This is a genomic window from Halorarius litoreus (genome assembly GCF_024362405.1).
GTDB classification, from domain to species: Archaea; Halobacteriota; Halobacteria; order Halobacteriales; family Haloarculaceae; genus Halorarius; species Halorarius litoreus.
In genome coordinates this window covers 353,260-375,174 of record NZ_CP101454.1, presented here as the reverse complement: position 1 = coordinate 375,174, position 21,915 = coordinate 353,260, and the positions used below count along the sequence as shown (strand labels likewise).

Sequence of the window (21,915 nt, the reverse complement as noted above, 5' to 3'; positions counted from 1 at the left end):
CCGGCCGGCGTCACGCTTTTAAGCCCCCGTTCGAAAGTCGTCTGACGTACCTACGGTGCCGCCGTCAGACTGCGACCTCGACGCCCGGACGGCCCACGAGCTACTGGCTCACCCGGTGCGACGCGCGGCGGTCGCCGCGCTGGCGGAGGCCGCACCGCTCTCGACGACGGAACTGGCGCGGTTGGTCGCCGCTCGCGACCATCCGGAGCCGTCGGCCCGACCGCGTGACCTGGCCGAACGCGAGGTCGAGATCGAGCTGTCGGCGCGACACCTCCCGAAGCTCGAATCCGCCTGCGTAGTGCAGGACACCGACGCTGGCTACGACTGTGGCCGACGGTTCGACTCGCTGCTGCAGGTGTTCGACACGACCGAAGAACTGGTGCGGTGAGGGCCTACAGCTCGCCGAGCTTCCGGAGGAGCTGCCCCTCGTACTCCTCGTCCGCCTGGACGCCCTTCAGCTCGATGACGTTGCGCTCGAGCTTGTCGAGTGCGACGCGGAACGCGGAGTCGGCGCCGTAGCCCTCGCCGGTGCCGGCGACCTGCCCGACGTTCGTCCGGAGGCGAATCTGACAGTAGATGAGCGGCGTCCCCCGGAGCTTCTCCTTGTGCTGGTTGAACCGGACGTGCGCGTGCTGCACCTGCATGTCCTGGTACTTGTCGACGACCTCTTCGATGGAGGTGCGGACCTCCTCGCGCGTGAGGGTGTCCATCGCGTCGACGTTCGTGATCTGCACGTCCATGTGGTCCTCCTCGGTGTAGGTGAGCGCCCGGAGGACGTCGGTCTTGGTGAGGATGCCGGCGACGAGCCGGTCGTCGTCGTCCGGGGTGATGACGAGCCCGCCGTAGTCGCCGTTGAGCATCCCCTCGACGGCATCGCGGACGCTGGTGGTGACCGTCGCGGTCTCGACGGGGCTGTTCATCACGTCGTACACCGGGATGTCGAGGATGCGCTCGATGTCACCCGCGCGGTCGCCAGTCGTCGCCTTGTTCATGTCGCGGACGACGACGTCGACGACGTCGTGGGTGGTGACCATCCCCGAGAGGTAGCCGTTCTCGTTCAGGACGGGGAGCCGGGAGATCCCGTTCTCGCGCATCTTGTTGATGACCTGCCCGATGGTGGCGTCTTCGGGCAGCGAGATGACGTCCTCGGAGTAGATATCGTGAACCGTGAGGACGTCGAGGTTGTCGAGGACCGCCTCGAGGATGGCGTCGGCGGTGACGATGCCCCACAGCGAGCCGTTCTCGAACACCGGCGCGACCTTCACGCCACCCTCGACGAGGACGCGCGCGACGTCGCGGACGTCGTCCTCGCGACTCACCCGCGGGGCCGTCCGCATCATCGCACCCGCCTTCGTGTTGTCTTCGACGTGCGACTGCAACAGCTGTTTCTCGGTGATGACCCCGGCGTACTCACCGTCGCCGGTGACGATGATGCCCTTGAGGTTCTCTCGCTCTAACAGGGACCGGACCTTGCCCAGCCGTTCGTCCACGTCGACCTCGCTGAACTCGCGGGTCGCGATGTCTTCAATATCCATCTAATATCACTCTTCACTCCGCTTCGCCGCGAGCGTTCTTGAAACTTGATGCCCACTCAGAAGCGACAGGTGGCTCTACAACCGGGGGGGTCTCGAACGTTTCGGCGGGGTCCCCCGGAAAACGGACGAGTCGTCCACCTGAGCCGGGTGCCGGTCGCGTGGCTTCGGTGTCGGCGTCGGCCGGACGGAGACGTGAGTGGTATCTACCGAATCAGTAAGCCGTACTGAAGATAGAACTATCACGGCGTTACCGTAACGTCGAGTATCGCTATCCGGTCGCGAAACGCAACCAGCTATGGATTTCAACGTACGAGACTTCGACGACCTCCCACAGGGATGGTCGCTCGAGACGCAGACGCGCGACGAAATCGAGTTCGAACGGACCGATACGGGGCTCGTCCTCCGGCTGACCACCGACGCGGCCGGCGAGAACACGGTGAGTTTGTGGCCCCCTGAGCCGACAGCCGACCCCCTGTTCACCCAACAGTTCGTCGCCGTCAGGGATGCGCTCCGGACGGCAGACAGCGTGATGCAGTTCTACAACGCGGTTCGGGGCCGAACCGTGACGCAGGTGATGGAGCGCGTGTCCAGCACGTACTCGGTCCTCGATGCGGTTCAGGAACTGGACCACGGGCTCGATGCCGAGACCAGCGGCGTCCCCGAGCAGCTAACGGACGATATCGGGGCCGCGCTGCGAGAGGAGGATTACGACCGCGTCGAACAGCAGTCCGAAGCCGTGAAGTGGGTACTCGGGGGACACCTCGAGAGTACCGCAGAGTAACCTTCATCGACCCCGAGACGCACGACCCACCCGTCGCTCACGGTGTTGCTCGCGGCAGAAGTAATGGGTTCGGGCGGATTTGAACCGCCGGCCTCCTCCATGTCAAGGAGGTGTCATAACCAGCCTAGACCACGAACCCGACCTGCTGTGTGCACTCAACCGTAGCCCGGTGGTGTAATTGAAGGTTTCGGATGCCATCCCGCGTGGGGTTCGGTGCCACCCCAGCCTGTGCAGGTCGACCGCCCCCGGCTCCACGGCTCGATCACCGAACCGGGTGGGAGATTTATGTATTGAACATCTCTCCAGGCTAAAAGTCCCCGGTGATATCTCGTGGCAATTGTTGACACAATGTACAAGCAATCACCGTTCATACGAGGATAGTTTATTACTGTTGTATAAATAACCCAGAATACCCGGGAGAACTGAAATGTGGGTGTGGTTGAGACAGAACGATAGATGCCACGGAACCGTTTCACGCGATTCACCACGACCGTTCTGGCGCTGGTCGTCGTCCTCGCGACGCTCAGCGCCCCGGTCGCAGCGACCCCCGACGACGGGGGGCTGCTGGAGGGCGACGACAGCGACGATGACGGCGGACTCATCAGCAACACGACGGACACGGTGGCCGACACGGTCGACTCGACGACCGACACGCTCGGCACGGACGACGGGGTCTCGGATACCACCGACCAAGCGACCGACACGGTCGACTCGACGGCCAGCTCGGTCACGGGTGCCACTGACGGCGCGCCCACCGACGACGTTGCCAGTCCGGATGACCTCGCGTTCGGCGAGCTGCCGGACGCGGACAGCCTCGTTGAGTCCAGCGAGGACGCCGAGGAAGGGAGCGCGTCGCTCGTCGGCACCGACGGCGTCGTCGACACGCGTAACCTGGAGTTCAACCCTGACCAGCTTCCGGCGGGGACCACGCCCGTGCCGTCCCAAGAGGCGCCGACCGACCAGCTGGAACGGACTGCCGGCACCGACGACCTCCCGGTTTCGGGGAGCGACCTCCCGCTCGACGCCGTCCCGCTGACGGGCGACGCGGCGCCGGTTCAGCCCGAGGACTCGCCGTACGGCTCGGACGGGCAGGGCAACTTCGACGCCTGCCGCCTCCCGGCAGACGAACAGGACCTGCCGCTCGACTCGGTTCCCGCACCGGGCGAGCTCGGGGTTCCCACGCCGCCGGGCGTCCCGCTCGACCTGCTGACGCCGCAGGCTGCTGCGGGGCTCGTGCTCGGGGTTCCGCCGCGCCCGTGTGAGGTGGCCGACCCACACGACCCGTCGGTCGACCCGACGGAGCCGGCGCAGATGGCCGACCGCTCCGGCGGCGAGGTCGGCACGTACCAGCTCGACGCCGCCACGGACGGGCTCACCTACGTCGGTGGCTCCAGCGGTCAGGTTGACCAGTTCCGCCAGCGCGGCCTCTGGGCGGTCGACGCCGACGGGGAGACGGTCTACGTGCTCGACCGGACGAGTGTGAGCGACGGGACGACCCGCCACTACCTGTTCTTCGACGGTGACACCCTGGTCAACTATCGAAACGCCACCGGCGAGGGCAACGCTCGCGTGGGCGTGCTCGGTCGACACGCCAGCTTCGGACTCGAGTGTTCGCAGAGCGACCCCGCGAACGCCTCAGTCGATCCCGAGGCCGTCGGTCCCACCGGCGGTTCCGCGGGACCGTGTGCGTACACCGTCGACGGAATCCCCAACCTCCCGGTCGGCCCCGGGACGGTCCTCGATGCCGTCGAGAACCCGCCCGAGCCGCCGGCGGTCCCCGGCGTCGGTGACCTCCCGAGCAACGCCAACTCGATGCTCGACCTGTAACGGCACCGCGAGCTTTTCCCCTGTTTTCACGCCGCTCCAGCGACAGCACGGGCGACCGCTGGTGTGCTGCCGGTCCGCTGACCGACTATCGCGCGTTCGTTTCGACGGTTTCGTCAAGTTCTATTTAAGAAGTGGGAGATACCGGGCAGAATAGACATGGCCGGGAACGAGAAACGGTGGAACAACTGCATGGCAGCATCCAGCATCGCGAGAGTGACACTGACGGTTCTCATGACGCTCACGGTGGTCGTGAGCCTCGTCGCTGCGCCCACGGCCGCGCTGGGCCACGACCCGACGCACGTCGGCGACGACGACGACCCGGTGGGCGTCGAGTCCGACAACGACTCCGTCGGCGTCACCGCCGGGGACGACAGCGTCTCCGTCGGGGAGAACGGCGTCGAGACCGACACGGACGATACGACCGACCTGACCGACGACGCCGAATCCGGCTCCACGGACGAGGTGACCGACGGCATCGCGACGACGCAGGACGAACAGGACGAGGAACTCCCGTTCAACTACTCGGATATCAACGCTACTCTCTCGCTCGTTCCTGTCGACCTCTGTCAGCGGCCGCCGTCGGCGCCCGAACCGCCGTCCGACCTGCCGGCGCCGCCGGAAGCTCCGGTGCCGGTCGACCCGACGAATCCGCCGAACCCGCCGCTGACGCAGTGTGACGTGTTCAACCCATACGACCCGCCGTTCGACCCGACCGACGCGCCTGACGACCCCGAAGCGGAGTACGGCGTCTACGAGCAGGAGGTCGGCCCCGACGGCGTCACCCTCTACATCGGTGGCGGCGCCAGCCCCGACAGCGACTACCCCGGTGGCGTGACCATCGTCGGCGTCGAAGCCTCACAGGACGACGTCAGCGCGGTCCAGTACACCCGCGGTGACGACGGGAGTCGCGACCTCGTCGCGTTCTCGGCCGTCGAGTACGAGCCCGGCACGCAGAACGGGTCGCTCGCGACGGACACGCTCGCCATCGGCCGCAGTGCGGGCGCGGATATCACCTGTGACGGCGAGGCGTGTACGTTCAGTCAGGGTGCTGCGCCGGTCGGTGACCAGTCGATTCCCACCAACAGCAGCGGTGGCGGTGACGGCGGCGACGACGGTGGCGACCACGAACCGCCGGCGGAGGTCCCGTGTCAGGCACCCGGGGCCCCCGAGGTGCCGGTTGATCCGTCGAACCCGCCGGAGCCGATTCCGCCGGTTGAGAACCCCGCGCCGGTCGACCCGACGAACCCGCCGAGCGCGCCGGTCGGGCCGTGTGACGCGTACGATCCGAACGAGCCGCCGAACCCCGAGCCGAACCCGGACGCCGACTACGGCGTCTACGAGATGAGCAACGACACCGTCGTCGTCGGCGGCAGCGGTCAGTACAACGCCGACATCCGCGGCGCCACCATCGTCGCCGTCACGCAGAACGACGACGGCGAACTGCAGGTGACGCAGTTCACCCGCTACCAGGACGGCCAGAAGCCCGGGACGCTGTTCTCGGACGTCCGGTACACCCCCGGGACGAAGGAGGGACAGCTCGTCGCCGACTCCCGCGTCATCGGCAAGCGCGTGGGTGCGAACATCACCTGTACCGGCGAGGCGTGTACGTTCAGTCAGGGTGCTGCGCCGGTCGGTGACCAGTCGATTCCCACCAACAGCAGCGGTGGCGGTGACGACGGTGGCGATGGTGACGACGGCGGCGACCCCGAACCGCCGGCGGAGGTCCCGTGTCAGGCCCCGGTCGGCCCCGGTGACGCCCCTGAGGTGCCGGTTGATCCGTCGAACCCGCCGGAGCCGATTCCGCCGGTTGAGAACCCGGTGCCGGTCGACCCGACGAACCCGCCGAGCGCGCCGGTCGGGCCGTGTGACGCGTACGATCCGAACGAGCCGCCGAACCCCGAGCCGAACCCGGATGCCGACTACGGCGTCTACGAGATGAGCAACGACACCGTCGTCGTCGGCGGTAGCGGCGAGTACAACGACGACGCGAACGGTCGGACCATCCTCGCCATCGAGCAGGGCGAGAACGAGACGACGCTCGTCCAGTACGGCTCCGGCGAGGACGGCCAGAAGCCGTTCACGACGTTCGTCGTCGCGAACGTCGACCGCGACTCGCTGACGAAGGCCGGTTTCACCGGCTACCAGTTCGACGGCGGCAGCGCCGTCGCCGTCCGCGTGTTCGGCAAGAACGTCGACGCCTCGCTCACCTGCGACGGCGAGTTCTGCTACCTCAAACAGGGCGCCGCCCCGGTCGGGGACCAGCAGGTCCGCATCGCGACCGAGGACGCCGACGAGGAGGAGACCATCGTCGGCGGCGCGGTCGACGACGCGGACGAGCAATCGCCCGAGGACACGACTGCTAGCACCAGCGGTTCGGGGACGAACGACGGCTCGAGCACCGACGCTGGGACGACCGACACGTCGACCTCGACGAGGTCGACCTCGACCACCGACGCCGGTGCCGGTGGTACGACGGCCGTCTCCGCCCCCGCTGACTCCGTCACGCAGCCCGCCGCTCCCGGCTTCCCGAACGCCTTCCAGAACGGCATTCCGGACGCCGCCTCGGCTGCCGAGACGCTGATGGAACTGGTCTGAACACCGGCCGCTCGAACGCGCTTCTCGCTTCCGCTCCCCGTTTCTTCCCCTGTCTTCCCCTGGTTTCCACATCCCGGAGCGACCGCTGTCGCCGCTGCCGTTCGCCCGGCCCGCCAGCGGCCCCCGACACGCTTATTGCGATGCACACATTCGTACATCATAACGCAATAGCGTACATCGGTGACAACAGATGCAAGAGTACATCGAACGGGTGACGGCGGGCGAGGACCTCACGCAGGTGGAGGCTCGCGAGGCCGCATCGCTCGTGTTCGAGGAGGCAACGGAGGCACAGATCGGCGCACTACTGACGGCGCTCCGGGCGAAGGGCGAGACCGAAGCCGAGATCGCGGGGTTCGCCGAGGGGATGCGCGCTGCGGCACACACTATCGACCCCGACCGGGAGCCGCTCGTCGACACCTGCGGGACGGGTGGTGACGACTACGACACCATCAACGTCTCGACGACGAGCACGATGGTCGTCGCGGGCGCCGGCGTCCCGGTCGCCAAGCACGGTAACTACTCGGTCTCCTCGTCGTCGGGGAGCTCCGACGTGCTGGAGACGGTCGGCGTGCGCCTCGACAGCTCGCCCGAGGCGGTCGAGGCCCGCATCGAGGCCGACGGCATCGGCTACATGCACGCCCCCGCGTTCCACCCCGCGATGAAGGCCGTCATCGGCCCGCGCCGGGAGCTCGGGATGCGCACCATCTTCAACGTGCTCGGTCCCCTGACGAACCCGGCGGGCGCGGACGCACAGGTCGTCGGCGTCTACGACCCCGCCCTCGTCCCCGTGCTCGCGCGGGCACTCGTCCACCTGGGCGTCGAGCGCGCGCTCGTCGTCCACGGCTCCGGGCTCGACGAGATCACCATCCACGACGAGACCGTCGTCGCCGAAGTCGACGGTGGAGACATCGAGGAGTACACGCTCACGCCCGCGGACCTCGCGCTGGAGCGTGCGCCCATCGAGGCCGTCGCGGGGGGGACGCCCGAGGCGAACGCCGCCGACCTGCGCGGCATCGTGACGGGCGAGGTTGGCGGGGCGAAACGCGACATCATCCTCGCGAACGCCGGCGCGGCCATCTACGTCGCGGGCGAAGCCGAGACGCTCGTCGAGGGGGTCGAGCGCGCTCGCGAAGCCATCGACTCCGGCGCTGCCGCCCGCAAGCTCGCCGACCTGTGTGAGGACGCCAGCGACGCCCCGGACGAGGGCGAGGTCGAAGCGTAGGATGGTCCGCGCGAAGGTGTGTGGGCTCACCCGCGAAGCGGACGTGCAGGCGGCGGTCGACGCGGGCGCCGACGCCGTCGGCTTCATCGTGAAGGTCGACGTCGACACCCCTCGGGAAATCTCGCCTGCTCGAGCCGAGGAGCTCGTCGAGACGGTGCCGCCGTTCGTGACGAGCGTGCTGGTGACTATGCCGGACACTGCCGCGGAGGCGGTGACGCTCGCGGAACTCGTCGGGGCCGATGCCGTCCAGACCCACGACCTGTCCCCACAGGACTGCACGGTCGCCGCGATGGACTTTCGGGGGCCGGTGATCCCGGCCGTCTCGACCGACGAGGTCGCCGCCTACGCGCATTCGGGCGACGCGCTCCTCGTCGACACACCGAGCGCCGAGGGTGGTGGGGGAACGGGATGCACGCACGACTGGAACGCCACCCGCGACGCTGTCGAGGGGCTCGACACGCCCGTGATACTCGCCGGGGGGCTCACCTCGGAGAACGTCACCGAGGCGATCGAGACCGTCCAGCCCTTCGCCGTGGACGTGGCCTCCGGCGTCGAGAGCGAAGGGGGAGTCAAAGACCACGACGCCGTGCGCGCGTTCGTCGCTCGCGCACAGGAGGCGCAGTGATGCTCGACCGCACCCGCGCCGAGTTCGTGGACCTCGCGGCCGACGGTCCCTGTGTCGTCCGGGTCGCCGCAGACCTCGACGCGGACGTCGAGCCGCTGGCCGCGTACGCCGCACTCACCGGCCGGACCACGGCGGTCGAGGGCAACGACTACTCGTTCCTGCTGGAGTCTGCAGGCAAGGTCGCCTCCTCGGACCCCGACGGCGCGTTCTCGGCCGACTCGGCGGGCCGGCACGCCCGGTTCTCGTTCGTCGGCTACGACCCCGCCGCGGTGGTGACGGTCGGGCCCGACGGGAACACGGTCGAGACGCTCGATTCACGCTACGAGGGGCTCGTCGAGACGAACGGCGGCGACTGCGTCGACTCCCTGCGCGCGGCGCTCCCCGACGTGGCGCTTCGCGGGTTCCCCGAATCCACGCGCCAGCACCTCGACGGCGGGCTCGTGGGGTTCCTCGCGTACGACGCCGTCTACGACCTCTGGCTGGAGGAGGTGGGCGTCGAGCGCCCGGCCTCCCGGTTCCCGGACGCGCAGTTCGTTCTGAACACGAAGACGCTCGTGTTCGACGACGAGGCCGACAGTCTCACGCTCGTCTGCACGCCCGTCTTGCGCGACAGCGACGACCCCGCCGCGGTGTACGAGTCGCTCGAAGCCGAGGCGGAGCGCGTCGAGCGGCTGCTGACCGAGGCCGGCCCGGTCGAAACGGGGGGGTTCGTCCGCGAGTCGGAGACTGCCGGCCCACAGGCCGAGTACGAGGCCGCCGTCCGACAGGCCAAGGAGCACGTCCTCGACGGCGACATCTATCAGGGCGTCATCTCCCGCACTCGCGAGTTGCGGGGGGAGGTCGACCCGCTCGGGTTCTACCGCGCGCTCCGCGCGGTGAACCCGTCGCCGTACATGTACCTGCTGGGGTACGACGACTTGACGGTCGTGGGCGCGTCCCCCGAGACCCTCGTCTCGGTGCGGGGCCGCGAGGTGATGGCGAACCCCATCGCGGGCACCTGCGACCGCGGCTCCTCGCCCGTCGAGGACCGGCGGCTCGCCGGTGAGATGCTCGCCGACGGGAAGGAGCGCGCGGAACACACGATGCTCGTCGACCTCGCACGCAACGACGTCCGGCGCGTGAGCGAGGCGGGCAGCGTCCGCGTCGACGAGTTCATGAACGTCCTGAAGTACAGCCACGTCCAGCACATCGAGTCGACGGTGACGGGTCGACTCGCCGCCGACTGTGACGCGTTCGACGCCACCCGCGCGTCGTTCCCTGCTGGGACGCTTTCGGGCGCGCCGAAGATTCGCGCGATGGAGATCATCGACGCGCTCGAATCGACGCCCAGAGGGCTGTACGGCGGGGGTGTCGGCTACTATTCGTGGAACGGCGACGCCGACTTCGCCATCGTGATTCGGACCGCCACTGTGGAAGACGAAGACGACGACCAGCGCATCACCGTGCAAGCCGGTGCGGGCATCGTCGCGGACTCCGACCCGACCAGCGAGTACGAGGAGACCGAGAAGAAGATGGGTGGGGTGCTCGCCGCGCTCGAAGCCATCGAGGCCGAACACCCGGAGGCGACGCGATGAAGGTTCTGTTCGTCGACAACTACGACTCCTTCACGTACAACCTCGTGGAGTACGTGAGCCAGCACGGCATCGAGACCGTCGTCGTCAAGAACACGGCGTCGCTCGACGAGATTCGCGGGCACGACCCCGACGGCATCGTCGTCTCGCCGGGGCCGGGACACCCGAAGAACGCCCGCGACGTGGGCGTCTCGCTCGACGTGTTTCGCGAACTGACGGACATCCCGACGCTGGGCGTCTGTCTCGGGCTCGAAGCGGCCGTCTATGCGTACGGCGGCACCATCGGCCGGGCGCCACGGCCCATCCACGGGAAGGCGTTTCCCGTCGACCACGACGGCAAGGGCGTCTACCGGGGGCTCGACCAGGGGTTTCAGGCGGGGCGGTACCACTCGCTGGTCGCGACCGAGGTACCGGACTGCTTCGCGGTGACCGCAACCACCGACGACGAGGGTCACGACCTCGTGATGGGCGTGCGCCACCGCGAGTATCCCATCGAGTGCGTCCAGTTCCACCCCGAGTCCGTCCTGACGGGCGTGGGCCACGACGTCGTCGACAACTTCCTCGCGGCGCTGTAGTCGGCGCCGTTGTAATGAAGTTCACTCGCCACGTAGAATGGTGGATGGACTACAACGTCGGTGCTCGCGAGCGCACTGCGCGGTTCGCCTTCGGGAGCGTGCTGCTCGTCGTCGCCATCTGGGCGCTGTACGCCTACTTCGCCGAGCTGTGGACCGCGACGCAGACGACCGTCGCCATCGTCGCGGCCACGGCGATGCTGCTCTCGGGCGTGCTGTTCGTCACGGGGCAGACCCAGAAGTGTCCGGTGAACGAGGCGATCGGCCGGAACAGCTATCGCTAGAGGAACGGGATGAACCGCAGCAGCCCGAAGAACCAGAGCACGCCGACGACGATCGCCGCGACGATGGCAACCTTCACGGCGACGTTCAGGAGCACACGCGCCACCAGCAGCGCGATGACGACGATGACGAGGGTACTGAGGATGCCGGGGATCCCGAACTCGGGGATGAGCTGGAGCGGAGTGGCCACGAGGTCCATACCCGACGAGACTCACGCCTCTGATTTAAACGCGGCGGCCATCGACGGTTGGTCTCAGGCGGTTCCGAGTCGAATCAACCCCCCTTCGCTTCGGCTCTGGACCTGGGTGAGGGGCCCCGAATTTCGAGTCGAGATGTCTACTTTCACTCCGGTCTACGCACCCTTATGTTGAACCGCGAACGAGAGTCGTATTGTCACGCGCGCCACGCGCGGGGAAGGCGCACCCTGAACAACGAGCAGTGCCTACAGTTCCCCATCGACAGCCGGACACGAACGCCCGCAATCCCCAGGGTTATAGGGGTCGCCGCAGAACGAAACCGCCGTTACGAATGAACGCGATACATCTCCACGTGAACAGCAGCATCGCCGGGTACGAGGCCGTACACGGCCGGAGGGCAGAGTGATGTCGGACGCGGACCTCTCCGCCGACGAACTCTCGCTCCCCATCAAACGAACCGAGGGCGACACGCTCGAGGAGCGCCTCACGAGCAACGCCTACAACAACATCCTCCCCGCCCGCTACCTCCGCAAGGACCACAACGGGGACCTGATCGAAACTCAGGAGGACCTCTTCGCGCGGGTCGCGAAGAACATCGCGCTCGCCGAGGCCGTCTTCGAGAGCGAGCGCCGCGGCGTCGAGGTCACCGTCACGCCGGCCCAGCTCAAGCCGGACCACCCGCGGCGCGACGAGCTCGCCGCCGAGGTCTTCGGCGCCGGCACCACGGCCGAGGACGACGCCGAGACCACGCTGACCGTCTACAACGTCAACAAGTTCGCCTACGACACGGTCGTCCCGGAGCTCCCCGACGGGATCCGCGACCACGTCGAGACCAAAGCCGGGGAGTTCCAGGAGCTGATGGAACAGCTCTCCTTCATCCCGAACTCGCCGACGCTGATGAACGCGGGCGACGAACTCCAGCAGCTGTCGGCGTGTTTCGTCGACTCGCCGGCGGACGACCTCACGGATATCCACCAGACGGCGAAGGAGGCTGCCGAGGTGTTCCAGTCCGGTGGCGGCATGGGCTACGCCTTCTGGAAGCTCCGCCCCTTCGGTGACGCCGTCGGCTCCACCGGCGGCATCGCCAGCGGCCCGATGACGTTCATGGAGACGTTCGACCAGATGTGCGAAACCATCGCGCAGGGTGGCACGCGCCGCGGCGCCCAGATGGGCGTCATGCGCGTCTCGCACCCGGACGTCATCGAGTTCATCCACTCGAAGAACAAGGACGTCTCGCTCGCGCACTGCCTGCGCCTCAACGACCCCGACGACTACACCTACACCACGTTCTCCGAGGCCCTGGAAGAAGCACGCGGCCTCATCGACGAGGACGGCCGCGTCCCCAAGCACCTTCGCAATGCTGTCGAGGGCCACCTCTCGAACTTCAACATCTCCGTCGGTGTCACCGACGACTTCATGGAGGCGCTCTACAACGGCGAGGAGTTCGTCTTCGAGAACCCCCGCACCGAGAAGCCCCACATCGCCAGCGAGGAGACGAAGGAGATGTACTCGCGGTACGGCCTCGGCGACGAGGTCGAGGTCGGCGAGCCGCTCGCCATCGACGCCCAGCTCATCTGGGACCGCATGGTCGACGGCGCCCACGAGAACGGCGAACCGGGCGTCATCTACCTCGAGCGCGTCAACAAGGAGCACTCGTTCGACGTCGAGAAGCACCCCGACCACCGCATCCTCGCCACGAACCCCTGTGGCGAACAGCCGCTCGAGGAGTACGAGGCCTGTAACCTCGGGCACATCAACCTCTCGACGCTCGCGGATCTCGACGCCCCCGACTGGCGTGTCTGGTCGGCCGAGCACGCCGACGAGTACGACACCCACGCCGAGGCCGTCGACGCATTCCTCGAGGAGGCCATCGACGTCGAGGAGTTCGACCGACGCATCGAACTCGGCACGCGCTTCCTCGAGAACGTCGTCACGATGTCCGACTTCCCGGTCCCCCAGATCGAACAGAAGGTCCGGGAGATGCGGAAGATCGGTCTCGGCATTATGGGGCTCGCCCAGCTCTACATCCAGCTCGGCATCCCCTACGGCAGCGAGGAGGGCAACGAGGTCGCCCGCCAGCTGATGACCCACATCAACCACGGCTCGAAGTGGGCCAGCCACGAACTCGCCGAGGAGCGCGGTCCCTTCGAGGACTGGGCCGACTCGAAGTACGCCAACCCCACGGAGTACCGCGAGTGGTTCGAGAAGCAGACCGGTCTGGATGCGGACGACTGGGCAGACGGCTTCCCGGTTCGCAACCACAACACGACGACCATCGCGCCGACCGGCACGACCTCGATGGTCGGGAACACGACGGGCGGCTGTGAGCCCATCTACAACGTCGCCTACTACAAGAACGTCTCCGACGACGTCCAGGGCGACGAGATGCTCGTCGAGTTCGACGACTACTTCCTGCGCACGCTGCAGGCGAACGACATCGACATCGACGCCGTCAAGCGCGAGGCCCAGGAGCAGATGGCGGCAAACGAGTTCGACGGCGTCGAGGGGCTCTCGACGGTGCCGGACGCCATCGGTGAACTGTTCGTCATCACAGCCGACCTGACGGGCAAACAGCACGCCGCCGTGCAGTGTGCCTGTCAGGAGGGCGTCGACTCGGCCATCTCGAAGACTTGTAACTTCCCGAACTCCGCCTCGAAGGAGGACATGGACGAGGTGTACCGCTACATCTACGACAACGGCGGGAAGGGCGTCACCGTCTACCGCGACGGCACGCGCTCGAAGCAGGTGCTCACGACGAGAGCAGACAACGCCGAGTTCTCCGAGGACATGGACGAAGACGAGGCTGCGGCACTCATCGTCGAGAAGATCGAGGAGATCTTCGGCGGCGTCGAAGGGTTCCTCGACAACGAGCAGGTCGCAGCGGCGCTCGAAGCCGACTTCGACGAGCTGTTCGACGTCGAGCCGCACGTCTACGCCGAGAAGCAGTCCCGTCCGGACCTCCTGCACGGCGTCACCCAGCGCATCGACACGGGCTACGGCAAGCTCTACGTCACCATCAACGAGGACGCCGAGCGCGAGCGACCGTTCGAGCTGTTCGCGACCATCGGCAACTCCGGTGGCTTCACGGCCTCGTTCACCGAGGCGCTCGCCAAGACCATCTCGACGGCGCTGCGCTCGGGTGTCGACCCGCAGGAGATCGCCGGCGAACTTCGGGGCATCCGGTCGCCGAAGGTCGCGTGGGACAAGGGTGAGCAGATCAACTCCATCCCGGACGCCATCGGCACGGCGCTCCAGCGCTACCTCGACGACGAGATCGACAAGCCGTACCCGCAGCAGCAGAGCCTCTCGGAGGCCGCGGACACGGCACAGTCGAAGACCGAGTCGGACCCGAACCGCGAGCCGGTCGAGAAGGAGACCGACGGCGGCGCGGCGGCGAAGACGGATGCGACGGACTCCCTGCTCGCCGCTGGCGAGTCACCCGAATGCCCCGAGTGCGGGGCGATGTCGCTCGCGATGAGCGAGGGCTGCAAGACCTGTCAGGGCTGCGGCTGGTCCGAGTGCTGAACTGAGCGACTGCCCGTTTTCCGTTCTTTCTTATCCCTGTAGCTCCCGGCGCACCCAGCCGCTCGGCCCGTTCGGGAACGGTCCGGCTTGCTCCGCGGACTGGACCGTCCCGTCAGCCTCGATGGCGCGGACGACGACCTCGTGGCGTTCGCCCGGCGAATCGTACTCGTAGGCCCACTGTCGCCACACGTCTGCACCGGGCAGCGGTTCCGAGAGCGTCGCGTCGCTCCACGTCCGACCGCCGTCGGTCGACACCTCGACGGCCGAGATGCCTCGCGTGCCGGCGTAGGCGTGGCCCGCGACCTGGATGCGATTCCCCTCCAGTCGGTTCGTCACGTGGAGTTTCGCGACGGTGTTGACCGGGCCGGTGCCGTGCCAGCCGCGCATCTCCCAGTAGCCCTCGGCCGGCCGGTCGAGGATCTCCATCTCGGTCGCCCACTTCACGTTGATTTCGCCCCAGTGCCCAGGAATCAGCGCCCGGACGGGGTGGCCGTGTCCGCGGGGGAGCGGGCGCCCGTTCATCCGGTAGGCGAGCAGTCCACGTTTGAGCGCCGCCACCGGGAACTCCTCGTAGAAGCCGTCGGCAGCCCGGAGCATCACACAGCACTGGTCGTCGACGCCCGCGCGTTCGAGGATGGGCGTCATCGGGACGACCGTCCACAGCGCGTTGTCCATCTTCGTCCCGTTGAGGCTCTCGCCGACACAGCGGAGCGTGTTGAACACCTCCCGTGACTCCATCGACGTAAGCTCGTCGTACGTCACCGCGAACGGCGTCTCGACGGCGCCCGTCACGGACAGGGTCCAGTCGTCGGCGTCGATGGTCGGGTCGGCGGCGTTGATGTCGACCTGGTAGAACTCGTCGCTGACGAGCGGTTCGAGGCCCTCGACGGCGAGCGACTTGTCGCCCGCCTCGCGCAGCAGCGCGCTCACCTCGGGGTCGGTCACCTCGCCGTTCTCGTCGCGGGGAGTCCGGGCCACTCCGAGGGGATAGCCGATGCCCACGGCCGCGAGCGCCGCCCCGATGGTCCCGAGTGTCCGTCGCCGGGCGGGCGACACCTCGCCCACGTCGACGCGGTCGGCGATGGGCGCCGCGGCGAGCACCAGCCCCGCGGCCGCGCCTCCGACGAGCGACGCGAGGGGCGCACCGGTGAGAAGCGTCCCGACACCGAACACCGCGGCGGCGGCGACGACGGGCGCGAGCACCGTCGACCGGACCGCATCGCCGATGGCGAGTGCGAGCAGCGCGAGACTGGCGAACAACAGGACCGAGAGGACGAGCGCGCCGACGACCGAGAGCAGTTTCCCGAGGTCCCCGAGGACGGTGATGGCGAAGGTGACGACGACGCCGGGCGTGACCCGCGCGAGGTACGCGGCGAGGGTGCCGGTGATGAACGCTGGCATGAACCCGGCGACGGCGTACGCGCCGGCGACCCCGGCGATGCCGGCGGCGACCGACTGGAGCAGCCACGAGCGAAGCCGTTGCATACCGTAGAGAGGCACGACCTACACAAGAGGATTGACCGAACTCCGTCTAGAATCTCTCCCGCATAGCAAGCGTTGAGGTGGGGGCGTCCGAGGAGCGCTGTATGGAGGGGCCGACGTGTCCGATGTGCGACAGCGAACTGTTCAAGCGGCACTGCAAGTACGTCTGTCCCAATCACGGCCCCGTCGTCGACTGTTCTGACCCGTTCACCTTCTGACTCAGCGGACGACGCCCCGTTTCCGGAGCAACTGGTACGCCGGTCCCGACAACAGCAGCACTGCGAGGCCGGTCGCCCCCACGACGAGCGCGGGGCCACCGTGGATGCCCTCGGTGGTGAGCGTCTCGGCCGACGCGCCGACGAGCACCGCCGCCGTGACCCACGGCAGTTCGCCGAGGGCGGTCCCGAGCGCGTAGCGGCCGAGCGGGACGCCCGCGAGCCCGGCGGTGTACGAGACCGGGTCGGCCGGGAACGGCGCGAGGCGGGCAGCAGCGACGCCACGGAGGTCACCCGCCGTGGTGAAGTAGTGGCGACCGTGTTCGCCGAGCGTGCCCAGGAGTCCTGCTTCGTGGCCGAGCCGGCGCGCGAGGAGGTACGGTGGGAGACAGGTGAGGACGGCCCCGCCGAGTGCGAGCGGCACGCCTGCGGGGCCGAGCGCGAACCCCACCACGACGGAGAGGACGCTGATGGGCCACGCGACGAGCGGTCGACAGAGGTACGCGAGCGTGAGCACCGCGGCGAACGTCCACGGGTCGGCCGCGAGGGCGGTGACCCGGCGGGCGACCGTCTCGGGCGACAGCGTGAGCGCCGCGACGAGCGCCAGGGTGCCGAGGAGCGCGAGCCCGACCAGCTGGCGTGCGGTCGCCCGTTGCATGTCCGGAGGTTCCCGGCGCCCGGCAAACGTCTTGTGGTCCGGCGTAAACGCTTATCGGGCACGGCAGCGGAGTACGAGAGCGTGAGCGACGTCGAGGACCCGGTCGAGCTGGGTGTCCAGCTCCTCGAACGGCTCGAGCACGCCGAGCTCGCGCTCCCCGAGGTCATCGACCGCATCGAGACCATCACGCGCGACCCACAGACGACCCGCGAGATCCTCGACAGGGCCGAGGCGAGAGGCGTCATCGAGCGCGACGGCGCGACCGTCCGTCCCAACAGGGGCACGTTCCTCTCGTTCGAGGCGGAGGTCGTCACGAAGGAGGGGGAGTTCACCTGCCGGCGATGTGGGGCGAGCATCTCCACGGGCTACTTCATGAACCTGGAGGCGGGCGAACACGGGCCGTTCGGCTCCTCGTGCATCCGGAAGGTGACGGGCCGCGAGTGAGTCCGGGCGGGCTCCGGCTGTGACTCGACGGGACGGTTTCTCTCGACCGCAGCGCATTGCCGACGGGAAATGGCAGGCATCCCGTCACGAGCCGGTGCGTTCGCTCACCCACGTCCGGTACGGGACATCGTCGTCGTGGCGCTCCCCATCGTGGTGCTGGGCGTCGCCGGGACGCTGGTCGGCCTGACGACGCTCCTCGGCGGCGCGCTCGTCAACCTCGGCTACGTGCTCGCCATCGGCCTCGGATGGGTACTGCTCCGCCAGCAGGCAGCGGCTGGCGGGCGCTCGGCCTCCAGCGCCCCGAGCGCCGCCGCAAGACGGCTGCGCTCGGCGTGGGTGCGGGCGTCGCGGCCATCGTCGTGTTCGTCGCGGTCCAGGTACTCGTCGTCGGGCTCCTGCAGGCCGTCGGGGTGACGCTCCCGGCACTCGACCAGAGCCGGTTCAACCCGCTCGACGGCAATCTGCCGCTGTTCCTCCTGATGGTCGGGCTCGCGTGGACGACCATCGCGTTCGGTGAAGAGCTGTTCTACCGGGCGTTCCTCGTCACGCGGCTGGTCGACCACACTCGGGTCGGCCGGTGGGGGGCCATCCTGCTGGCCGGCGCGGCGTTCGGCGTCGTCCACGTCGCCGAGGGCCCGGTCGGCATCCTCAGCAACGGCGCGTTCGGCGTGCTGTTCGGCTGGATCTACCTCAGAAGTGGGCGGACCCTCTGGATAACGGTCGTCGGCCACGGTCTCATCAACACGGTCCGCTTCGCGTTGCTCTATCTCGGCGCCGTGTGAGTCACCGGCCGCGTCGAAGCTCGGCGACGAGCGTCTGGATGGTCTCCTGCTGCCGCTCGATGAGTTCGTTCTGGCGGTCGACGGCCGTCTCGAGCGCGTTCAGTCGTTCGAGCACTTCGTCGAGGTCGCCGGCGGCTGGCTCGGCGACGCCGGGGTCGGCCGTGTCGCCCACACGGTCGATGGGGGTGTCGGGTTCCTCGGGCTCCTCGACGCCGGACGCGTTCGAGTCGGCGTCGGACCCGGCGTCGGGGTCGCTCTTCTGGCTGTCGTCGACGAGTGGCTCGATACCGGACTCCTCGAACGCCGCCTTGCGGTCCACCGCCGGCTCGTCGACGACGCCCTGCTTCTCGCGGAGCGCCTCGATGGAGTCGACGTCGTGGTGGGCGAACACGGCCGACTGGAGTGTCCGGCGGACGACTGCGGCCTGCTCGGACGGGACCTTCACTCGGTGTGGGCGGCTGTCGAGTTCGACGACGAGCTGGGTCGCGACGCTCCCCTCCTCGGCGTCGATGCCGGTCACGTCGTCGAAGTCGTACAGCTCGTAGTCGTCGTCCCAGAACACGTTCCCGACGTGTTTGACGAGATGGCCGTCGGTGACGGCGAGCGTGAGCTCGGAGAAGCGGTACACGTCGCGGACGCGCTCGCCGTCGTCGGTGATTCCTGCGGCCGCGAGCACGCCGCCGAAGACGGGCGCGAGCACGTCGTCGGTGCGGTCGGCGGGGACGGTGAACTTCCCGCTGGTGTCGACGTAGCTGAGCGTGAACGTGGACTTGCGACGCCCCTGCGAGACGTCGAGCCGTTCGACGTCGTGGGGGTACGCCGCGACGGATTCGTCGGAGAGCAGTCCTTCTGCCCGGTAGACTAGCGTCCGGGTCGGGGTGACGAAGACGGCGTCGTCGCCCCCCAGTGGTACGCGCGTGAGCACCGACTCGCCGTCGAGACGCTCGCGCACGAGCGGTGGGACGTCCATGCTCGTGGCGTAGCCGCGCCGTGGCTTAAAACCGCGGGGCTGCTCTGGCAAGGAAAGATAGACAGGTTCAAGTCCGTCTCCGGATTACGGCGAGACAGGCCGGGTGGCTTAGCTGGACATAGCGCCGCACTCATAGGGTTTCGAGTTCGGCAACACCATGTCTCCCCAGGCTTTGCCGAGCCTGGAAACCTGGGACATGCGGAGATCGTGGGTTCGGAGCCCACCCCGGCCATGATTTTGTCGACGACCGCGACCGACGTGTGAGCGGTCGTGCCGTGAATCTGGCCGGGAACGACGACCCCGGTTGGTCCGCTACGACCGAGGTGAGTGTCAGGCACGCAAGACTCCGTGGCGTCGCCCGGTGGTTCGGAAGCTTTCTGGGTACTTCTGTTCGAGACCACACGTGAGAGGGCCCTGCTACCGTCTCACCCACCGAACGGTATTCGTTGCTGGCGAGCGTACACGAATCCGATGCCACACTGTGCGCGCTGTGAAGAGCAGTTCTCGCGGGATGGGGAGTGGATCGAACTCACCCACAACCACACCTACATGCGGTTCGAGAGCGACTTCTGCTCGGTCGACTGTGCGGTCTCGTATCTGGAGAGCGGGCTGTAGGGTCCCCTGGGGGTTGATGGCGTCGCCCGAACGACCGTGCGTATGGACACCGAGCGTGCGGCCGGAATCCTACTCGGGCTCGCGTGCGGGGACGCACTGGGTCGCCCTGTCGAGTTTCGTTCTGCAGCGAGCATCGAGCGAGCCCACGGCACTGTCCGCGAAATGCTCGGTCACGGGACCCACGGCCAGCCCGCCGGGACGATCACTGACGACACCGAACTGGCGCTGTGTCTCGCCCGGAGCCTCGTCGAACTGAGTCGATTCGACCCCGACGACATCGGCCAGCGGTTCGTCGACTGGCTCGAGAGCGGGCCGTTCGACGTGGGGCTGATGACCGCCGACGCGATCCGGCACATCCGCGACGGCACAGCGCCCGAAACGGCGGGGCGGCGCGTCTGGGAGGCTCGCTCGGAGGGCTCGAACGCCGGCAACGGGAGCGTCATGCGGTGTGCGCCTCACGCCATCGCGTACGCCGACCACGCCGACCGGCTCGCCGAGGTGAGCGAGCGCTCGTCGACCATCACCCACGCGGACCCGCGGTGCACCGCCGGCTGTGCTGTGCTGAACCTGACGCTCGCGGGACTGGCTCGCGACGACGCAGACCCGCTCACAGCAGCGCTCGACCGCGTCGACGCGCCCGGGGAACTCCACGACGCGCTCGTCACCCTCCCCACACGACCATCGACACTCCGGTCGAGCGGCTACGTCGTCCACACACTGCAGACGGCGCTGTACCACGGTCTCACCGCCGAGTCGGCCGAGGAGGGAATCGTCGCCGCGGTGAACATGGGCGAGGACACGGACACGGTCGGTGCCGTGACCGGTGCGGTGGTCGGCGCACGGTTCGGCGCGAGCGACCTCCCCGACCGATGGGTCGAGACGGTCGGCCACACGACCGAACTCCGCGAGCTCGGCGAGCAGTTGGCGACCGGCACGTTCGACTGAGGGAACCGAAACCCCGATTGTGGTGCTGGGCGCCCTTCGAGTATGGAGGGTTTCAACCATCACGTCGACATCTCGCTTCGCTATCGGGACCTGGACCCGATGAACCACGTCAACAACGCCGTCTACGCGTCGTTCCTCGAACAGGCGCGGACGGCGTACTTCCGCGACGTGCTCGACGCGCGACTCGACGAGGAGGAGATGGTCATCGCGGACGTCGAGATACAGTTCGAGCGACCGATGACGATGGCCGACGACCCCGCGCGCATCCACTCGCGGGTGCCGTCGCTCGGCACGTCCAGTTTCCCGATCGAGTACGCCGTCACGGCCGGCGGGGAGCGGAAGGCCACGGGCGAGACGACGCTGGTGTGTTACGACAGCGAGAACGCGTCGTCGCGGCCCATCCCCGACGACTGGCGCGAGCGCATCGCGTCGTTCGAGGGGTTCAGCGACTCCTGACGTCCCAGTCGCCGTCGTCGTAGCGGGCGAGTGCGTCGAACGTCGAGGAGAGCGTCGAGACGGTCTTGTCGTCCTGTGTCGCCGGGTCGAGATGGAAGTGCGCGTGGGCGTCGGCACCCGCGAGTCGCGTCGTCATCAGGTGGAGGAAGCGGTAGACGTTGTGGAGCTCCTCGTACTGGAGCAGCGCGGTCAGCGAGTCGAAACACAGCGCCATCCGCCGGTCCTCGGCGTGCCAGCGTTCCAGGTACTTGCTGATGATCATCCCGAGCCCCGTCAGATCGCCCGGGCTCGAGAGGTACTCGACCTGCACGTTCCCGTCGACGTCGGTGTCGGCGTTCGGGCCGCCGAACGTGTCGCTCGTGGTGACGACGATCAGTTCTCGGGGGCGCTCGCCGACGTGGTCGTCCCAGCGGTCGACCCACTGCCGCGGCGAGAGCGTGAAGGTGACGACGAGCATCGAGCGTCGGTCGACGTCGGGGCCACCGTGGAGCAGCCGCCTACAGCCGTCGTCGACCTCGCCGTCGACTGCCGGCCCGAGCAACAGGACGTTCGAGCCGACGGTGAACTCGTCGAGTGCCTTCGTTCCCTCGCCCATCTCGACTCCACCTTCCAACGG

The 21,915-nt window shown here is 68.0% G+C and carries 22 protein-coding genes and 2 tRNA genes; 17 read left to right on the top strand and 7 right to left on the bottom strand.

Going from position 1 to position 21,915, the window contains the following annotated elements:
• Positions 1-55: 55 nt before the first annotated feature.
• On the top strand, positions 56-388 hold the full coding sequence (locus NL126_RS02000; protein WP_255197229.1) for a DUF7344 domain-containing protein: 333 nt from the start codon (positions 56-58) through the stop codon (positions 386-388).
• 4 nt (positions 389-392) lie between these two features.
• Here the strand turns inward: NL126_RS02000 and NL126_RS01995 are convergent, their stop codons facing one another.
• Entirely contained in the window at positions 393-1,535 is a 1,143-nt protein-coding gene (locus NL126_RS01995) for a CBS domain-containing protein (protein WP_255197228.1), read from the bottom strand.
• 295 nt (positions 1,536-1,830) lie between these two features.
• On the opposite strand from NL126_RS01995, the gene NL126_RS01990 reads away from it, so the two are divergent.
• Positions 1,831-2,316 carry a hypothetical protein gene (locus tag NL126_RS01990; protein ID WP_255197227.1) on the top strand — a complete coding sequence of 162 codons (486 nt, stop codon included), beginning with the start codon at positions 1,831-1,833 and terminating at the stop codon, positions 2,314-2,316.
• A 64-nt stretch (positions 2,317-2,380) separates the two neighbouring features.
• On the opposite strand, the gene NL126_RS01985 is transcribed toward NL126_RS01990, so the two are convergent.
• Positions 2,381-2,455, bottom strand: a tRNA-Val gene (locus tag NL126_RS01985).
• A gap of 317 nt (positions 2,456-2,772) precedes the next feature.
• On the opposite strand from NL126_RS01985, the gene NL126_RS01980 reads away from it, so the two are divergent.
• From NL126_RS01980 to NL126_RS01950, 7 genes are all read left to right on the top strand, one after another.
• Entirely contained in the window at positions 2,773-4,143 is a 1,371-nt protein-coding gene (locus NL126_RS01980) for a hypothetical protein (protein WP_255197226.1), read from the top strand.
• A 189-nt stretch (positions 4,144-4,332) separates the two neighbouring features.
• A complete protein-coding gene (locus tag NL126_RS01975) occupies positions 4,333-6,738 on the top strand; it encodes a hypothetical protein (protein ID WP_255197225.1) in 2,406 nt (801 codons plus the stop codon).
• Positions 6,739-6,928: 190 nt separating this feature from the next.
• Positions 6,929-7,960, top strand: a complete 1,032-nt coding sequence (trpD, locus tag NL126_RS01970) for an anthranilate phosphoribosyltransferase (protein ID WP_255197224.1) — start codon at positions 6,929-6,931, stop codon at positions 7,958-7,960.
• A gap of 1 nt (position 7,961) precedes the next feature.
• A complete protein-coding gene (locus NL126_RS01965) occupies positions 7,962-8,585 on the top strand; it encodes a phosphoribosylanthranilate isomerase (protein WP_255197223.1) in 624 nt (207 codons plus the stop codon).
• A complete protein-coding gene (trpE, locus tag NL126_RS01960; protein ID WP_434084156.1) occupies positions 8,585-10,159 on the top strand; it encodes an anthranilate synthase component I in 1,575 nt (524 codons plus the stop codon). Before NL126_RS01965 ends, trpE begins: the two co-directional genes overlap by 1 nt.
• Complete coding sequence (gene trpG / locus NL126_RS01955; protein ID WP_255197221.1) at positions 10,156-10,731, top strand: anthranilate synthase component II; 576 nt, start codon at positions 10,156-10,158, stop codon at positions 10,729-10,731. The genes trpE and trpG overlap by 4 nt, the downstream gene beginning before the upstream one ends.
• Positions 10,732-10,745: 14 nt before the next feature.
• Positions 10,746-11,012 carry a YgaP family membrane protein gene (locus tag NL126_RS01950; protein ID WP_255197220.1) on the top strand — a complete coding sequence of 89 codons (267 nt, stop codon included), beginning with the start codon at positions 10,746-10,748 and terminating at the stop codon, positions 11,010-11,012.
• Here NL126_RS01950 and NL126_RS01945 read toward each other — a convergent pair.
• On the bottom strand, positions 11,009-11,209 hold the full coding sequence (locus NL126_RS01945) for a DUF8029 family protein (RefSeq protein ID WP_255197219.1): 201 nt from the start codon (positions 11,207-11,209) through the stop codon (positions 11,009-11,011). The genes NL126_RS01950 and NL126_RS01945 overlap by 4 nt on opposite strands.
• Positions 11,210-11,612: 403 nt before the next feature.
• On the opposite strand from NL126_RS01945, the gene NL126_RS01940 reads away from it, so the two are divergent.
• A complete protein-coding gene (locus NL126_RS01940; RefSeq protein WP_255197218.1) occupies positions 11,613-14,732 on the top strand; it encodes an adenosylcobalamin-dependent ribonucleoside-diphosphate reductase in 3,120 nt (1,039 codons plus the stop codon).
• Positions 14,733-14,762: 30 nt separating this feature from the next.
• On the opposite strand, the gene NL126_RS01935 is transcribed toward NL126_RS01940, so the two are convergent.
• A complete protein-coding gene (locus NL126_RS01935; protein ID WP_255197217.1) occupies positions 14,763-16,217 on the bottom strand; it encodes a molybdopterin-dependent oxidoreductase in 1,455 nt (484 codons plus the stop codon).
• 101 nt (positions 16,218-16,318) lie between these two features.
• Between NL126_RS01935 and NL126_RS21990 the strand changes: the two genes are divergently transcribed.
• A complete protein-coding gene (locus tag NL126_RS21990; RefSeq protein WP_350355476.1) occupies positions 16,319-16,432 on the top strand; it encodes an HVO_2523 family zinc finger protein in 114 nt (37 codons plus the stop codon).
• A 1-nt stretch (position 16,433) separates the two neighbouring features.
• Here the strand turns inward: NL126_RS21990 and NL126_RS01930 are convergent, their stop codons facing one another.
• A complete protein-coding gene (locus tag NL126_RS01930; protein ID WP_255197216.1) occupies positions 16,434-17,087 on the bottom strand; it encodes a TVP38/TMEM64 family protein in 654 nt (217 codons plus the stop codon).
• A gap of 81 nt (positions 17,088-17,168) precedes the next feature.
• Between NL126_RS01930 and NL126_RS01925 the strand changes: the two genes are divergently transcribed.
• Complete coding sequence (locus tag NL126_RS01925; protein WP_255197215.1) at positions 17,169-17,531, top strand: DUF5830 family protein; 363 nt, start codon at positions 17,169-17,171, stop codon at positions 17,529-17,531.
• A 245-nt stretch (positions 17,532-17,776) separates the two neighbouring features.
• Positions 17,777-18,313, top strand: coding sequence for a CPBP family intramembrane glutamic endopeptidase (locus NL126_RS01920; RefSeq protein WP_255197214.1), 537 nt, complete (start codon positions 17,777-17,779; stop codon positions 18,311-18,313).
• Between the two features lies 1 nt (position 18,314).
• On the opposite strand, the gene NL126_RS01915 is transcribed toward NL126_RS01920, so the two are convergent.
• Positions 18,315-19,283, bottom strand: a complete 969-nt coding sequence (locus NL126_RS01915) for a DUF7115 domain-containing protein (RefSeq protein WP_255197213.1) — start codon at positions 19,281-19,283, stop codon at positions 18,315-18,317.
• A 97-nt stretch (positions 19,284-19,380) separates the two neighbouring features.
• On the opposite strand from NL126_RS01915, the gene NL126_RS01910 reads away from it, so the two are divergent.
• The 4 genes from NL126_RS01910 to NL126_RS01895 all read left to right on the top strand — a co-directional run bounded on the left by NL126_RS01910 (position 19,381) and on the right by NL126_RS01895 (position 21,299).
• Positions 19,381-19,515, top strand: a tRNA-Met gene (locus NL126_RS01910).
• A gap of 239 nt (positions 19,516-19,754) precedes the next feature.
• Positions 19,755-19,898 carry a hypothetical protein gene (locus NL126_RS01905; protein WP_255197212.1) on the top strand — a complete coding sequence of 48 codons (144 nt, stop codon included), beginning with the start codon at positions 19,755-19,757 and terminating at the stop codon, positions 19,896-19,898.
• Between the two features lie 42 nt (positions 19,899-19,940).
• Positions 19,941-20,843, top strand: a complete 903-nt coding sequence (locus NL126_RS01900; protein WP_255197211.1) for an ADP-ribosylglycohydrolase family protein — start codon at positions 19,941-19,943, stop codon at positions 20,841-20,843.
• Between the two features lie 42 nt (positions 20,844-20,885).
• Positions 20,886-21,299: an acyl-CoA thioesterase gene (locus NL126_RS01895; RefSeq protein ID WP_255197210.1), complete on the top strand. Its 414-nt coding sequence runs from the start codon at positions 20,886-20,888 to the stop codon at positions 21,297-21,299.
• Here NL126_RS01895 and NL126_RS01890 read toward each other — a convergent pair.
• Positions 21,286-21,894 carry a DUF7504 family protein gene (locus tag NL126_RS01890; protein WP_255197209.1) on the bottom strand — a complete coding sequence of 203 codons (609 nt, stop codon included), beginning with the start codon at positions 21,892-21,894 and terminating at the stop codon, positions 21,286-21,288. The genes NL126_RS01895 and NL126_RS01890 overlap by 14 nt on opposite strands.
• Between the last annotated feature and the right edge of the window lie 21 nt (positions 21,895-21,915).

Coding starts and splice junctions, on each gene's coding strand:
- NL126_RS01995 (WP_255197228.1), bottom strand. CDS start 1,535: ATGGATATTGAAGACATCGCGACCCGCGAGTTCAGCGAGGTCGACGTG.
- NL126_RS01990 (WP_255197227.1), top strand. CDS start 1,831: ATGGATTTCAACGTACGAGACTTCGACGACCTCCCACAGGGATGGTCG.
- NL126_RS01980 (WP_255197226.1), top strand. CDS start 2,773: ATGCCACGGAACCGTTTCACGCGATTCACCACGACCGTTCTGGCGCTG.
- NL126_RS01975 (WP_255197225.1), top strand. CDS start 4,333: ATGGCAGCATCCAGCATCGCGAGAGTGACACTGACGGTTCTCATGACG.
- trpD (WP_255197224.1), top strand. CDS start 6,929: ATGCAAGAGTACATCGAACGGGTGACGGCGGGCGAGGACCTCACGCAG.
- NL126_RS01965 (WP_255197223.1), top strand. CDS start 7,962: ATGGTCCGCGCGAAGGTGTGTGGGCTCACCCGCGAAGCGGACGTGCAG.
- trpE (WP_434084156.1), top strand. CDS start 8,585: ATGCTCGACCGCACCCGCGCCGAGTTCGTGGACCTCGCGGCCGACGGT.
- trpG (WP_255197221.1), top strand. CDS start 10,156: ATGAAGGTTCTGTTCGTCGACAACTACGACTCCTTCACGTACAACCTC.
- NL126_RS01950 (WP_255197220.1), top strand. CDS start 10,746: ATGAAGTTCACTCGCCACGTAGAATGGTGGATGGACTACAACGTCGGT.
- NL126_RS01945 (WP_255197219.1), bottom strand. CDS start 11,209: ATGGACCTCGTGGCCACTCCGCTCCAGCTCATCCCCGAGTTCGGGATC.
- NL126_RS01940 (WP_255197218.1), top strand. CDS start 11,613: ATGTCGGACGCGGACCTCTCCGCCGACGAACTCTCGCTCCCCATCAAA.
- NL126_RS01935 (WP_255197217.1), bottom strand. CDS start 16,217: ATGCAACGGCTTCGCTCGTGGCTGCTCCAGTCGGTCGCCGCCGGCATC.
- NL126_RS21990 (WP_350355476.1), top strand. CDS start 16,319: ATGGAGGGGCCGACGTGTCCGATGTGCGACAGCGAACTGTTCAAGCGG.
- NL126_RS01930 (WP_255197216.1), bottom strand. CDS start 17,087: ATGCAACGGGCGACCGCACGCCAGCTGGTCGGGCTCGCGCTCCTCGGC.
- NL126_RS01920 (WP_255197214.1), top strand. CDS start 17,777: ATGGGTACTGCTCCGCCAGCAGGCAGCGGCTGGCGGGCGCTCGGCCTC.
- NL126_RS01915 (WP_255197213.1), bottom strand. CDS start 19,283: ATGGACGTCCCACCGCTCGTGCGCGAGCGTCTCGACGGCGAGTCGGTG.
- NL126_RS01905 (WP_255197212.1), top strand. CDS start 19,755: ATGCCACACTGTGCGCGCTGTGAAGAGCAGTTCTCGCGGGATGGGGAG.
- NL126_RS01900 (WP_255197211.1), top strand. CDS start 19,941: ATGGACACCGAGCGTGCGGCCGGAATCCTACTCGGGCTCGCGTGCGGG.
- NL126_RS01895 (WP_255197210.1), top strand. CDS start 20,886: ATGGAGGGTTTCAACCATCACGTCGACATCTCGCTTCGCTATCGGGAC.
- NL126_RS01890 (WP_255197209.1), bottom strand. CDS start 21,894: ATGGGCGAGGGAACGAAGGCACTCGACGAGTTCACCGTCGGCTCGAAC.